Below are 13,616 nucleotides of genomic sequence, written 5' to 3' on the forward strand. Positions count from 1 at the left end.
GGCTGTGGCGGCGTTGCCGCTACGTCATCGGTTTGCCTTCAATCTTGCGAGGAGCGGAGTATACACCAGTGGCCTACCCTGCCCTCATTCCCCGGGATCAATAGTCAATAGTCGGACGGCAGCGGGTCTAGGCTGCGCCAGAGATACCATGTGGCAACGGTGCGCCACGGCTCCCAGTTCGCGGCGACCTCGCGCGCGTCGCTGCGCGACACGGGCTCGCCCGAGAAGTAGCTGATGCTGATGCCCTTGAGCAACCCCAGGTCGTCCAGCGGCAGCACATTCGGGCGCAGCAGATTAAATATCAAAAACATCTCGGCTGTCCAGCGGCCGATGCCGCGGATCTGGATCATTTCCGCGATGACGTCCTCGTCCTGCATCTCGGCCCATTTGTCCGGATGCACGGTCTTGGCCTTGAAATGGTTGGCCAGGTCGAGGATGTATTCGGCCTTGCGCTTGGACAGGCCGCATTCGGCCAGCCCTTCCGGGCCGGTGCGGATCACCTGGGCCGGCGTGCACTTGGGACAAGCCTCGAGAAACCGTTGCCACACGGCATTGGCGGCCTTGGTCGAGATCTGCTGGCCGATCACCGAGCGCGCCAGCGTGGTGAACGCGTCGCCGCGCACGGTCAGCTGGAGGTCGCCGAACTGGGGGATGATCTTGCGCATGATGCGGTCGCGCTTCATCAGCTCGGCCTTGGCCTCTTCCCAGTAGGCGGGCACGATCAGCGTGGGATCGGCCGGACTTGTTTTTATATGGGTATTCAACTCAAGCTCTCCGCCATTCGGTCAGGCCGCCCGGTTTGTCTTCCAGAACGATACCCGCGGCGGTCAGTTCCGCGCGGATCCGGTCTGCTTCGGCAAAGTTCTTCCCCGCCTTGGCCGCCTTGCGGGCGGCGATCAACTCTTCGATCCCGGCTTCGTCCAGGCCGCCCTCGGCGTCGGCGCGCCCCTTCAGGAATTCCGACGGGTCGCGCTGCAACAGGCCGATCACGCCGGCCAGCGCCTTCAGCTGGCGCGCATGCTGCGGCGAGCGGCTGCGGTTGACTTCGTTGGCCAGCTCGAACAGCACCGACATCGCCACCGGAGTATTGAAGTCGTCGTTGAGCGCCTCGGCGAAGCGCAGCGCATGGGCCTCGCCGGCCTCCAGGCCGCCGGCGTCGGCCGGCACATCCTTGAGCGCGGTGTACAGGCGCGTCAGCCCCTGGCGGGCATCGTCCAAGTGGGCGTCGGAATAGTTCAGCGGGCTGCGGTAGTGGGCGCGCAGGATGAAGAAGCGCATCACCTCCGGATCGTAGCTCTTGAGCACATCGCGGATGGTGAAGAAGTTGCCCAGCGACTTGGACATCTTCTCATTGTCGATGCGCACGAAACCGTTGTGCATCCAGTAATTGACGAAGGTGTGCTGATGCGCGCCCTCGGACTGTGCGATCTCGTTTTCGTGGTGGGGGAACTGCAGGTCCTGACCACCGCCGTGGATGTCGAAATGGTCGCCCAGCAGGTCGCTGGACATGGCCGAGCACTCGATGTGCCAGCCCGGCCGGCCGCAACCCCATTGCGAATCCCACTTGACCTCGTCGGGCTCGCCTTCCTTGGCGGCCTTCCACAGCACGAAGTCCAGCGGATCGCGCTTGCCGGTGTTGACGTCCACCCGCTCGCCGGCGCGCAGGTCGTCCAGCGACTTGCCGGACAGCTTGCCGTAGCCGGGGAAATCGCGCACCGAATAGTTGACGTCGCCGTCCGACGCCTTGTAGGCCAGGCCGTTCTGCTCCAGCTTGCGGATCAGTTCCAGCATCTGCGGCACGTACTGCGTGGCGCGCGGCTCATGGTCGGGACGCTGCACGCCCAGGGCGTCGGCGTCCTCGTTCATGGCGATGATGAAACGTTCGGTCAGCTGGTGGATGGACTCGCCGTTCTCCAGCGCGCGCTTGATGATCTTGTCATCGATATCGGTGATGTTGCGCACGTACGTGACTTCATAGCCGGACGCGCGCAGCCAGCGCTGGACCAGGTCGAACACCACCAACACGCGCGCATGGCCGATATGGCAATAGTCATACACGGTCATGCCGCACACGTACAAGCGCACCTTGCCTGGTTCGATCGGGGAAAAGGTCTGCTTATCACGCGCCAGCGTGTTGTAAATCTTGAGCTCGCTCATGGGATGGGAATTCTCGGTTCGGCTGCACTGGGGACAGTGCCGTGGTCATGTTTCGCGTTCGGGGGAAACGCCGGGAAGAATGCTTCCGGACGGGCGCCTTTACCCCTCGGTCATTGTTTTATCAACGCCTGCAACATGAACGCGACACGATAGCCAAACCTCTTTTTGTAGTGCTTGTTTGATATAAAATGCCTGCTTTCGTCGAGTATAGCATTGATAAAACCATGCCCCCAGAATCACAAGAACAGACATCTATTCATGGTTTGCGCGGTTTGATCAATAGAACTGCCCACAAGACGGCACTGCTGTCGAGCCTTGTGGCCGCCCTCTTTGTTGCCCCCGCAGCGCCCGTCCACGCCAGCGAAATGTCCGACATCAACAAGCTGATGCGGTCCGGGCAATACGCCGAAGCACTGACCAAGACCGACGCCATACTCGCGAAGCACCCGCGCGATGCGCAACTGCGTTTCACGAAAGGCCTGATCTTAGCAGAACAAAACCGCTCTGCGGAGGCCATCGCGGTGTTCACCAAGCTCACCGAAGATTTCCCGGACCTGCCTGAACCGTACAACAACCTGGCGGTGCTTTACGCGTCCGAGGGCCAGTACGACAAGGCGCGCGCATCGCTGGACATGGCCATGCGCACCAACCCGACCTATGCCACGGCGCTGGAAAACCTCGGCGACGTCTACGCCAAGCTGGCCAGCCAGGCCTATGACAAGGCGCTGCAGATCGATCCGGCCAACAATGTGCCCCAGCCCAAGCTGACCCTGCTGCGTTCGCTCAACGGCAACGCCACCGGCGGCACCGTGCCGCGCCTGGCCAGCGCCGCGCCGGGCCAGGCCGCGCAAGCGCAGCGCGACGCCAAGGCCAAGGCCGACGCCGCCGCCGCCGAGCAGCAGGAACGCACCCGCGCGCTGGCCGCCGAGAAGGCCTCGCAACAAGCCGCCGCCGACAAGGCCGCGGCCGAAAAGACCGCCATCGCCAAGGCCTCGGCCGACAAGGCCGCCAGCGAGAAGGCTGCGGCCGACAAGGCGGCAGCGGACAAGGCCGCGGCGGAAAAGGCGGCTGCCGACCGGGCCGCCGCAGAGAAGGCGGCCGCCGAAAAGGCCGCGACGGAGAAAGCCGCCGCCGACAAGGCGCGCGCCGAGAAAGCGGCTGCCGACAAGGCTGCCGCCGACCAGAAGCAGAAGGAACTGCTGGCGCAGAAGGAAAAGGACAAGGCCGAGCGCCTGGAGAAGGAAAAGGCCGACAAGGCCGCCCGCGCCGAGAAGGAAAAGGAGAAAGAGAAAGCCGCCCAGGCCGAGAAGCTGGCCGCCGCCGAGAAGGCCGCGCAGGCCAAGGCCGCCGCGGACAAGGCGAAGGCCGACAAGGCCAAGGCCGATGCCGCCTCCGACCAGGACAAGAACGCCGTGCTGGCCGCCCTCAACAGCTGGGCCCGCGACTGGAGCGAGAAGGACGTGCGCGGTTACCTCGGCCACTACGCCAGCGACTTCGAGACGCCCAAGGGCGCCAGCCGCAAGGAATGGGCCGAAGAACGCCGCGCCCGCATCGAGGACAAGGGCCACATCACGGTCAAGGTCAGCAACGCCCAGATTTCCATCAAGGGCAACATTGCCACCGTGCGTTATCGCCAGATATATAATTCCAACCGGCTGACGGTGGACAGCCGCAAGACACTGGTGTTCGTCAAGCAAGGCAACCGGTGGCTGATCAAACAGGAACGATCGGGAGGGTAATCGGTGGATCGAGTTTTGCAAGGGCGTCCCGCGCGCATCGCGGGCCGCCTGCTGATGCTGTGCCTGGCAGGCCTGCCCACGATGGGCAGCATGGCCTCCTCTTCCTCCATTCCCCCGCAAAGCGCCGGTCCGGCCGCGCCGCCGGCCAAGCCGGATCCGGAAGCGCTGCTGATCGACATCTACAAGGACCTCGGCGCCAACCGCCTGCGCGAAGCCCAGGCCAAGGCCGACGCCCTGGTGGCGACCTACCCGACCTTCCGCCTCGGCCACCTGGTGCGCGGCGACCTGCTGCTGATGCATGCGCGCCCGGTGCGCAATTTCGGCGCCATGGCCGACGGTCCGCAGGACAAGCTCAAGGAATTGCGCGACGAAGCCATGGTGCGCATCCGCTCGCTGCAGGAAAAACCTGATCCCAGGCTGATCCCCAAGGCCGTCCTGCAGGTCGGCGACGACCAGAAGAACATCCTGGTGGTGGACACCTCGCGCTCGCGCATGTACGTCTACGAGAACCAGGGCGGCGAACTGAAGTACCAGACCGACTACTACATCTCACAGGGCCGCTTCGGCGCCAACAAGGCCAAGGAAGGCGACCAGCGCACGCCGATCGGCGTGTACTACGTCAACAACCGCATCCCCGGCCCCAAACTGCCCGATTTCTACGGCACCGGCGCGCTGCCGCTGTCCTATCCCAACGAATGGGACAAGCGCAACGGCCGCAGCGGCTACGGCATCTGGCTGCACGGCACGCCGTCCGACAACTTCAGCCGCCCGCCGCTGTCCTCCGACGGCTGCGTGGTGCTGGCCAACCCGGACCTGCAGAGCCTGTACTCCACCGCCGAGGTCGGCAAGACCGTGGTGGTGATCAGCCAGCACGTGCAGTTCGTCGACAAGGGCGAATGGAACAAGCAGCGCGAAGCCGCCACCGCCATGTTGGAACAATGGCAGCAGTCGCTCGAGAATGCCGACGGCGACAAGACGCTGGCCTATTATTCGAACGACTTCCGCTCGGCGCAGGGTGAAAACCTGTCGCTCTGGTATTCGCGCCAGCAAAAGAGCATGAACGGCGCGCGCTTCACCAGTGTCAAACTGCGCGATGTCAGCCTGTTCCGCTATCCGGGCGGCCCGGAAGACATGATCGTCAGCACTTTCACGCAGGAAAGCGCCGTCGGCAAGAGCAAGAACGCGATCCGCAAACGCCAGTACTGGGTCAAGGAAGGATCGCAATGGAAAATCATTTACGAAGGCAACGCATGATCATCTCCCGCCGCAGCCTGCTGCACACCGCAGCAGCACTCGCCCTGTCCGCCTCTTTCGCCGTTCCGGCGCTGGCCGCCGACGCTCCGCGCGTGCTGCTCAAGACCAGCATGGGCGACATCACGGTCGAGCTCAACCCCGAGAAGGCGCCGGTGTCGGTCGACAACTTCCTGAAGTACGTCAAGAAGGGCCAGTACAGCGGCACCGTCTTTCACCGCGTGATCAACGGCTTCATGATCCAGGGCGGCGGCTACGACCAGAACATGCGTGAAAAGCCGACCGACGCCCCGATCCAGAACGAAGCCAAAAACGGTTTGAAGAACGAGGTTTATACTATCGCCATGGCGCGCACCATGGCCCCGCATTCGGCGACCGCCCAGTTCTTCATCAACGTCGCCAACAACCGCTTCCTGGACTATCCGGGCCAGGACGGCTGGGGCTACGCGGTGTTCGGCAAGGTCATCCAGGGCGCCGACGTGGTCGACAAGATCAAGCAGGTGCGCACCGGCGCCGGCGACGTTCCCGCGACTCCGGTCGTGATCGAATCGGCAACGCTGGTCAAGTAAGCGGCGCATCCGGAACACGGATTGCCGGACCGACGCCAGGCGGGCTGCCATGCCCGCCTCGTTTTTTTATTACCCATCATCAAGCAAAGGATTCAACATGGCTGTTCTGCTCACCACCAACCACGGCAACATCAAGATCGAACTGGACGCGGAAAAGGCGCCGAAGACCGTTGAAAACTTCCTGGCTTACGTGAATTCGGGCCACTACAACGGCACCATCTTCCACCGCGTCATCGACGGCTTCATGATCCAGGGCGGCGGCTTCGAACCCGGCATGAAGCAGAAGGAAACCAACGAGCCGATCGAAAACGAAGCCAAGAACGGCCTGAAGAACGAGCCCTACACCCTGGCCATGGCGCGCACCGCCGCTCCGCACTCGGCTTCGGCGCAGTTCTTCATCAACGTCAAGAACAACAGCTTCCTGGACTTCCCGGGCCAGGACGGCTGGGGCTACTGCGTGTTCGGCAAGGTCGTCGAAGGCACCGAAGTGGTCGACAAGATCAAGGGCGTGAAGACCACCCGCGCCGGCATGTTCGCCGACGTCCCGGCGGAAGACGTCGTGATCGAGAAGGCCGAAGTGGTCTGATCCACCCCACCCTTCACGATGACTGACTTCCAGTTCATGCAAAAAGCGCAACCGACGGTTGCGCTTTTTGTTTCAGACCTCCACCTGCAGGCTTCGCTGCCACGCACCGCCGCAGCCTTCCTCGCGTTCCTGCAAACCCATGCGCGCCAGACGCAGCGGCTCTACCTGCTGGGCGACATCTTCGAATACTGGGCCGGCGACGACGACCTCGCCACGCCTTTCAACCAGCAGATCGCCGACGCCATCAAGGCGGTGCGGGAGCATGGCGTGGAGATCTTCTGGATCGCCGGCAACCGCGACTTCCTGGTCAGCCAGGGCTTCGCCGACGCCGCCGGACTGACGCTGCTGGACGACCCGCACGTGGTCACGCTGGCCGGCCGCACGCTGGCGCTGGCCCACGGCGACGCCCAATGCACCGATGACCAGGCCTACATGGCCTTCCGCGCGCAGGTGCGCCAGCCGGCCTACCAGCAGCAGTTCCTGGCCATGCCGCTGGCCCAGCGCAAGGCCATCATCGAAGGCATGCGCAAGAACAGCCAGGATGCCAACCAGAACAAGTCCTACGAGATCATGGACGTCAATGCCGGCGCCATCGACCAGCTGTTCGCGCAGACCGGCACCGACACGCTGATCCACGGCCATACGCACCGCCCGGCGCTGCACCGCCTCGACGACGGCAAGCGCCTGCGTTATGTGCTGCCCGATTGGGAATACGACGTGGAGACGCCGCGCGGCGGCTGGATCAGCCTGACGGCGGACGGCGCGCTGCATCGCTACGACGCTGCCGGCACGGTCATCATCTGACCCCAAGCCGACCGCCTCGGCGCCGCAAGAAAAAAGGGCCTGACATTGTCAGGCCCTTTTTACAACGGCTTCATTCATCAGCCTCATTAATCAGCCTCATTCATCGGCTTGATTCATCAACGTCAAGCAACGGCATCGCGCAACTGCATCATGCAGTTCAATCCACCAGCCGATTCAACTGCGCCGCATCGAACTTGCTCAATTCATCGAAGCGTCGACACCCTATCCCCGCCTCCTTCAGCGCTGCCAGCATCGCTTCCATCTGCAACTCCTGCGCGGCCACCTGGTTGATCAGGCCATGCAGTGCCTGCGACAGCGGATCGTCGCCATTGGGCACCACGCCATAGGCGGCAAACATGCGCGCGGCGACCTGTCCGCGCGCATCCACCGGATTGCGCTCGACGATGCGCGCCGGGTTGCCCACCGCCGTGGCGCCGGCCGGCACCGGCTTGGTGACTACCGCGTTGGACCCCACCTTGGCGCCGTCGCCCACCGTGAAACCGCCCAGCACCTTGGCGCCGGCGCCGACGATCACGCCGCGCCCCAGCGTCGGATGGCGCTTGGCGCCCTTGGACAGCGACGTGCCGCCCAGCGTCACGCCCTGGTAGATGGTGCAGTCGTCGCCCAGCACGGCGGTCTCGCCTATCACCACGCCGAAGCCGTGGTCGATGAAGACCCGGCGGCCGATGGTGGCGCCCGGATGGATCTCGATGCCGGTCAGCCCGCGCGCGATGTGCGAGATGAACCGTCCCAGCCAGCGCATATCGGCCGTCCAGCATGCCTTGGCCCAGCGATGCATGATCACCGCGTGCAGGCCGGGATAACAGGTCAGCACCTCCCAGCTGTTGCGGGCGGCGGGATCGCGCTCGCGGATGCTGGCGATGTCTTCTCTGAGTCGGCTGAACATGGTGATTCTCCTGAAGCGGATAAAGCGGAAGGACAAAAAAAATCGCCGGACATCAGGTCCGGCGACGGTGCAGCGAAAAACCGGAATTACTTCGGCAAACGCTGGCGTCGCGCCTCGTACAGACAGACGCCGGAAGCCACCGACACGTTCAGGCTCTCCACCGAGCCGAACATCGGGATGTTGACCAGGATGTCGCAGGTCTCGCGCGTCAGGCGGCGCATGCCCTCGCCTTCCGAGCCCATGACCAGCGCGGTCGGGCCGCTGAAATCGCCTTCGTACAGGCCCTTCTCGGCGTCGTCGGAGGTGCCGATGATCCACACGCCGCGCTCCTTCAGGTCGCGCATGGTGCGCGCCAGGTTGGTCACGGTGATGTAGGGCACGGTGTCGGATGCGCCGCTGGAGACTTTCATCGCGGTGGCATTCAGGCCGACCGCGCGGTCCTTCGGTGCGATCACCGCATGCGCGCCGGCGCCGTCGGCCACGCGCAGGCAGGCGCCCAGGTTGTGCGGGTCGGTGATGCCGTCCAGGATCAGCAGCAGCGGCGGACCTTCGACCGCATCCAGCAGCTCGTCCAGGGTGCGCGCCAGCGACAGCGCGGCGGCCTTGGCCACCACGCCCTGGTGGCGGCGCGTGCCGACCATCGCCGCCAGGCGCTGGTCGTCGGCCTGGATGATGCGCACATTGGCTTCCTTGGCCGTATGCAGGAGATCCAGCATGCGGCGGTCGCGCCGTTCGGCGTCCACGTAGATTTCATCCACCGACGAGGCTTCGTGGCGGATGCGGGACGTCACGGCATGGAAGCCGAAAATCATTTTGCTCTTCATAAATCCTGCTTGTTTCTGCTTGCTGTTTAACTTGCGATCCAACGATTGAACCGACCCGCAGCGCCGGAGTGACCCGGCGCGCCGGGTCAGCGCTTCTTCTTGCCGCCCTTGCCGAAGCCCTTGGCAGCGGCGCGCTTGCGGTCGGCTTCGCCCGGACGGCCGCGGGCTGCGGCGGCGCCGTTGGCCTTGGCGGCCTTGGCCGGCTTGGGAGCGGCCGCCTTCTTGGCCTTGGCGGCCGGCTGCTGCTGCCTTGCGCCGCCGTTGCCGGCCGGCTTGCCGCGCGCGGCGCTTTCGGCGCGCTTGGCTTCATTCTTGATCAGGGTGCGGATGCCCGGCTCGTTGACCAGCGCCAGGTCGATCTTGCGCGCATCCAGGTCGACCCGGCTGACCTGCACCGTCACGCGGTCGGTCAGCTGGTAACGGATGCCGGTGCGCTCGCCGCGCAGCTCGTGGCGCGCCTCGTCGTACTGGAAGTAGTCCGCGCCCAGTTCGGTGACGTGCACCAGGCCTTCGATGTACAGCGCGTCGAGCTGCACGAAGATGCCGAAGGTGGCCACGCCGGAGATGGTGCCGGTGAATTCCTCACCCAGCTTGTCGCGGATGAAGTAGCACTTCAGCCATGCCTCGACGTCGCGCGAAGCCTCGTCGGCGCGGCGCTCGTTGGCCGAACAGTGCAGGCCCAGCGCTTCCCAGATGCCCTGGCTGCCTTCGTTGCGCGCCTGCGTCTTCTTGCCTGCGGCCTTGTCGGCCGCGCGCTGTTGCTGCTGCATCTTGCGCGCCGCCGGCGAGATCGAGGTGTTCAGCGCGCTGCTGTCGATGCCCTTGGGATCGTAGCGCTTGCCCTGCAGCACGGCCTTGATGGCGCGGTGCGTCAGCAGGTCGGGATAACGGCGGATCGGGCTGGTGAAGTGCGCGTAGGACTCATAGGACAGGCCGAAGTGGCCGATGTTGTCGGGGCTGTAGACCGCCTGCTGCATCGAGCGCAGCAGCATGGTCTGGATCAGCAGCGCATCGGGACGCGCCTTGATCTTGGGCATCAGCTCGGCGTAGTCGGCCGCGCCGGGCGTGTCGCCGCCGCCCAGCGAGAGGCCGGTCTGCTTGAGGAAGTTGCGCAGCTGGGTCAGCTTTTCCTTGGTCGGGCCGGCGTGCACGCGGTACAGCGCCGGATGGTCGTGGCGCTTGAGCAGGTCGGCCGCGCAGACGTTGGCCGCCAGCATGCACTCCTCGATCAGGCGGTGCGCGTCGTTGCGGGTGCGCGGCAGGATCTTCTCGATCTTGCCCGCGGCATTGCAGACGATATAGGTCTCGGTGGTCTCGAAGTCGATCGCGCCGCGCGCCTGGCGCGCCTGCAGCAACGCCTGGAACACTTCATACAGGTGCGTCAGGTGCGGCACCAGGCCGATGCGGCGCGCCGCTTCCGGCCCCTTGGTGTTGGCCAGCACGGCGGCCACTTCGGTATAGGTCAGACGGGCCGCCGAGTGGATCACGGCCGGATAGAACTGGTAGGCCTTGATCTCGCCCTTGGCGGTGATCACGGCGTCGCACACCAGCGTCAGGCGGTCGACGTCGGGGTTCAGCGAGCAGAGTCCGTTGGACAGCTTCTCCGGCAGCATCGGGATCACGCGGCGCGGGAAATAGACCGAGGTGCTGCGCTCCAGTGCATCGGCGTCGAGCGCGTCGTTGGGCTTGACGTAGTGACTGACGTCGGCGATCGCCACGATCAGGCGGTAGCCCTTGGCGCGGCCGATCTTGACCGGTTCGCAATAGACCGCGTCGTCGAAGTCGCGCGCGTCCTCGCCGTCGATGGTGACCAGCGGCACGTCGCGCAGGTCGACGCGATCCTTCAGGTCGGCCGCGCGCACCTCGCTGGGCAGCTTGGCCGACAGCTTCTTGGCGGCGTCCGAGAACTCATGCGGCACGCCGTATTTGCGCACGGCGATTTCGATTTCCATGCCGGGGTCGTCGATGTCGCCGAGGATCTCGACGATCTTGCCCACCGGCTGGGTATAGCGCGAAGGATGCTCGGTCAGCTCCACGCTCACCACCTGCCCCGCCTTGGCCTTGCCCGGGGGGCCGGCCAGCAGCACGTCGTGGCCGATGCGTTTGTCTTCCGGCGCCACCACCCATACGCCGTTCTCGTTGAGCAGGCGACCGATCACGTGCGAATTGGCGCGCTCCACCACTTCCACGATGGTGCCTTCCGGACGACCGCGGCGGTCCGTGCCGACGATGCGCGCCTGGACGCGGTCGCCGTGCATCACCTTCTGCATTTCCTTCTCGGGCAGGAACAGGTCGTCGCTGCCGTCGTCAGGCAGCAGGAAACCGAAACCGTCGCGATGGCTGGACACGCGCCCTTCGATGAAATCGGGCGAATGGGTCAGCTTGTAGTTGCCGGCGCGGTCCGGCTTGATCTGGCCGTCGCGCTCCATGGCGTTGAGCCGGCGCGTCATGCCATCTATCTCGTCAGGCTTCACGCCGAGCGCCGCCGCCAGGCTGGACGCGCTTTGTGCCGTGGGTGAAGTGCGCAGGATGCCGAGGATCTCTTCCCGGCTGGGAATGGAGTAGGGAAATTGGCTCAAAAGTATCGTTCGCGCAGTTGTTATTGATGGAACCGGCGCGAAGGCTCCGGTCCGGCTGGATAGCCCTTAGTGTAACGGAGTTGCGGCCATTTACCTAACCGCAATACCGGGTTGGTGGAGGATGCCGCACGGCGGGCGCCGTAAAAAACATTCGTTTCACCGTAAAAAGATACTTGACAGGCACAATCCATCGTATATAATCACGGTCTTTCGCGTTACAGGCAACATCAAGTAAGCGCTGAAGCCCACGTGGCGGAATTGGTAGACGCGCATGGTTCAGGTCCATGTGCCGCGAGGTGTGGGGGTTCGAGTCCCTCCGTGGGCACCAAAACATAAAAGGCTGATTAACGAAAGTTAATCGGCCTTTTGCGTTTTGGGGCGCAAGAAAATATCGTCGCCCCTTCCCTCACTCATATCCATGGCATGCGCCGCACGCCATGGATGCAGATTCCCCCCTGTCTTTTCAGCCCTGCAGCCTGAACACGCTCACCGTCTCGGTCAGCGTCGCCGCCTGCTCCTGCATGGCGCGCGCGGCAGCGGCGGCCTGTTCCACCAGCGCGGCGTTCTGCTGGGTCGCCTCGTCCATCAGCGTGATGGCGTGGTTGACCTGCTCGATGCCGTCGCTCTGTTCCTGGCTGGCCGAGCTGATCTCGCCGACGATGTCGGTGACGCGGCGCACGCTGGCCACCACCTCGCCCATGGTGGTGCCGGCCTGCTCCACCAGCTTGCTGCCGGCATCGACCTTGGCCACCGAGTCGTCGATGAGCGACTTGATCTCCTTGGCCGCCGAGGCCGAACGCTGGGCCAGCGAACGCACCTCCGACGCCACCACCGCGAAGCCGCGACCCTGCTCGCCGGCGCGGGCGGCCTCCACGGCTGCGTTGAGCGCCAGGATATTGGTCTGGAAGGCAATGCCGTCGATCACGCCGATGATGTCGACGATCTTGCGCGAGGACTCGTTGATCGACCCCATGGTATCGACCACCTGCGACACCACCGCCCCGCCCTGCACCGCCACTTCCGAGGCGGACACCGCCAGCTGGTTGGCCTGGCGGGCGTTGTCGGCGTTCTGCTTCACGGTCGAGGTCAGCTCTTCCATGGCCGAAGCGGTTTCTTCCAGCGAGCTGGCCTGCTGCTCGGTGCGGTTGGACAGGTCGAGGTTGCCCTGGGCGATCTCGGTGGAGGCGGTCGCGATGGTGTCGGTGCCCTGGCGCACCTGGCCGACGATGCGCACCAGGTTGTCGTTCATGTCCTTGAGCGCGCCCATCAGTTGGCCGGTCTCGTCGCCGGTCCTGACCTCGATGCGGCTGTCGAGCTGGCCGTTGGCCACCCGTCCGGCGACGTCCACCGCCTCATGCAGCGGGCGCGTGATCGAGCGGGTGATGCGCCAGGCCAGGAGCACGCCGGCCAGGATCGCCACGGTGCCCAGCACCAGCATCATGTTGCGCGCGGCGCGGAACAGGCCGTCGACTTCCTGCGTCAAGGCCCTGATCTGTTCGCTCTGCATGTTCGCCAGCTTCTCGATGGCGGCCAGGTAGACCTGGCTGTGCGGCAGCAGCTGCTCGTCCACCACCTTCTTGGCGGCCTCTTCGTTGCCGGCGTCCTTTTCCTTGAAGACCGCGGTGTTGTCGGCGATCACCACCTTGCGGCGTTCGTTGATCTCGTTGAGTTGCGCCTTGCCCGCGTCGTCGGTGATCAGCTCCGTCATCTGCTTGACGTATTCGTTGTTCTTGCTGATGGTGGAGAGGATCAGGTCCTTGTAGTACTTCTGCTGCACCGGATCGGGATTCTTGGCCGCGGCGACGATGCGCCCGACATTGAGTTCGATCGATTTATAGAACGCATTGACCAGCCGCTCCTTGACCAGCGCCTCGTTGACCATGACGTCGTTGAGCTTGCCCACCGCCTGCAGCCGCCACACGCCAATGCCGGTAATGAGGCCCATCAGGACCAGAATCGCTGCAAAACCCAGCCCCAGCCGGGTGCCAATCTTCATATTCTTCATATAGGTGTATCCCCAAAATCCCCAAAGGCGCGACCGGATGATGCCGCGCCGCCTCTTCCTTCGTCCCGGATAGGGACTCATCATTAACGGACGCTGCGTATCGCCACTTGAGCCCGCATCGGCCGCATCGCAAGAAAAATGGGGGCAAATGGGCTCATTTGCCGCTTCGACAACGCCTGGGCGCCGTGAACGCAC

The 13,616-nt window shown here is 64.4% G+C and carries 11 protein-coding genes and 1 tRNA gene; 6 read left to right on the forward strand and 6 right to left on the reverse strand.

Annotated elements, in window-relative coordinates; genetic code table 11:
* Positions 1–104: 104 nt before the first annotated feature.
* Both CEJ42_RS03260 and cysS read right to left on the reverse strand, forming a co-directional pair.
* The gene (locus CEJ42_RS03260; protein ID WP_079215406.1) at positions 105–764 is read right to left on the reverse strand and encodes a DNA-3-methyladenine glycosylase family protein; all 660 of its coding nucleotides are present in this window, start codon (positions 762–764) and stop codon (positions 105–107) included.
* A gap of 1 nt (position 765) precedes the next feature.
* Positions 766–2,157, reverse strand: a complete 1,392-nt coding sequence (cysS, locus tag CEJ42_RS03265) for a cysteine--tRNA ligase (RefSeq protein WP_088750002.1) — start codon at positions 2,155–2,157, stop codon at positions 766–768.
* Positions 2,158–2,381: 224 nt separating this feature from the next.
* Between cysS and CEJ42_RS03270 the strand changes: the two genes are divergently transcribed.
* The 5 genes from CEJ42_RS03270 (at position 2,382) to CEJ42_RS03290 (ending at position 7,106) form a co-directional block, all read left to right on the forward strand.
* Positions 2,382–3,896, forward strand: a complete 1,515-nt coding sequence (locus CEJ42_RS03270; protein ID WP_088750003.1) for a YybH family protein — start codon at positions 2,382–2,384, stop codon at positions 3,894–3,896.
* Positions 3,897–3,950: 54 nt separating this feature from the next.
* The gene (locus CEJ42_RS03275; protein WP_243397784.1) at positions 3,951–5,150 is read left to right on the forward strand and encodes a L,D-transpeptidase family protein; all 1,200 of its coding nucleotides are present in this window, start codon (positions 3,951–3,953) and stop codon (positions 5,148–5,150) included.
* Positions 5,147–5,716 carry a peptidylprolyl isomerase gene (locus tag CEJ42_RS03280; RefSeq protein WP_088750004.1) on the forward strand — a complete coding sequence of 190 codons (570 nt, stop codon included), beginning with the start codon at positions 5,147–5,149 and terminating at the stop codon, positions 5,714–5,716. Before CEJ42_RS03275 ends, CEJ42_RS03280 begins: the two co-directional genes overlap by 4 nt.
* Positions 5,717–5,813: 97 nt before the next feature.
* Complete coding sequence (locus CEJ42_RS03285) at positions 5,814–6,302, forward strand: peptidylprolyl isomerase (RefSeq protein WP_079215410.1); 489 nt, start codon at positions 5,814–5,816, stop codon at positions 6,300–6,302.
* A gap of 18 nt (positions 6,303–6,320) precedes the next feature.
* The gene (locus CEJ42_RS03290) at positions 6,321–7,106 is read left to right on the forward strand and encodes a UDP-2,3-diacylglucosamine diphosphatase (protein WP_088750005.1); all 786 of its coding nucleotides are present in this window, start codon (positions 6,321–6,323) and stop codon (positions 7,104–7,106) included.
* A 157-nt stretch (positions 7,107–7,263) separates the two neighbouring features.
* Here the strand turns inward: CEJ42_RS03290 and cysE are convergent, their stop codons facing one another.
* The 3 genes from cysE to rnr all read right to left on the reverse strand — a co-directional run bounded on the left by cysE (position 7,264) and on the right by rnr (position 11,416).
* Positions 7,264–8,013: a serine O-acetyltransferase gene (gene cysE, locus CEJ42_RS03295; RefSeq protein ID WP_079215412.1), complete on the reverse strand. Its 750-nt coding sequence runs from the start codon at positions 8,011–8,013 to the stop codon at positions 7,264–7,266.
* A gap of 86 nt (positions 8,014–8,099) precedes the next feature.
* Positions 8,100–8,837: a 23S rRNA (guanosine(2251)-2'-O)-methyltransferase RlmB gene (gene rlmB, locus CEJ42_RS03300; protein WP_079215413.1), complete on the reverse strand. Its 738-nt coding sequence runs from the start codon at positions 8,835–8,837 to the stop codon at positions 8,100–8,102.
* An 86-nt stretch (positions 8,838–8,923) separates the two neighbouring features.
* Positions 8,924–11,416 carry a ribonuclease R gene (gene rnr, locus CEJ42_RS03305; RefSeq protein ID WP_079215414.1) on the reverse strand — a complete coding sequence of 831 codons (2,493 nt, stop codon included), beginning with the start codon at positions 11,414–11,416 and terminating at the stop codon, positions 8,924–8,926.
* A gap of 243 nt (positions 11,417–11,659) precedes the next feature.
* On the opposite strand from rnr, the gene CEJ42_RS03310 reads away from it, so the two are divergent.
* A tRNA-Leu gene (locus tag CEJ42_RS03310) sits at positions 11,660–11,744 on the forward strand.
* Between the two features lie 135 nt (positions 11,745–11,879).
* On the opposite strand, the gene CEJ42_RS03315 is transcribed toward CEJ42_RS03310, so the two are convergent.
* Positions 11,880–13,421, reverse strand: coding sequence for a methyl-accepting chemotaxis protein (locus tag CEJ42_RS03315; protein WP_079215415.1), 1,542 nt, complete (start codon positions 13,419–13,421; stop codon positions 11,880–11,882).
* Positions 13,422–13,616 lie beyond the last annotated feature (195 nt).

The organism is Herbaspirillum robiniae (assembly GCF_002213415.1).
In the GTDB taxonomy this organism is placed as follows: domain Bacteria; phylum Pseudomonadota; class Gammaproteobacteria; order Burkholderiales; family Burkholderiaceae_D; genus Herbaspirillum; species Herbaspirillum robiniae.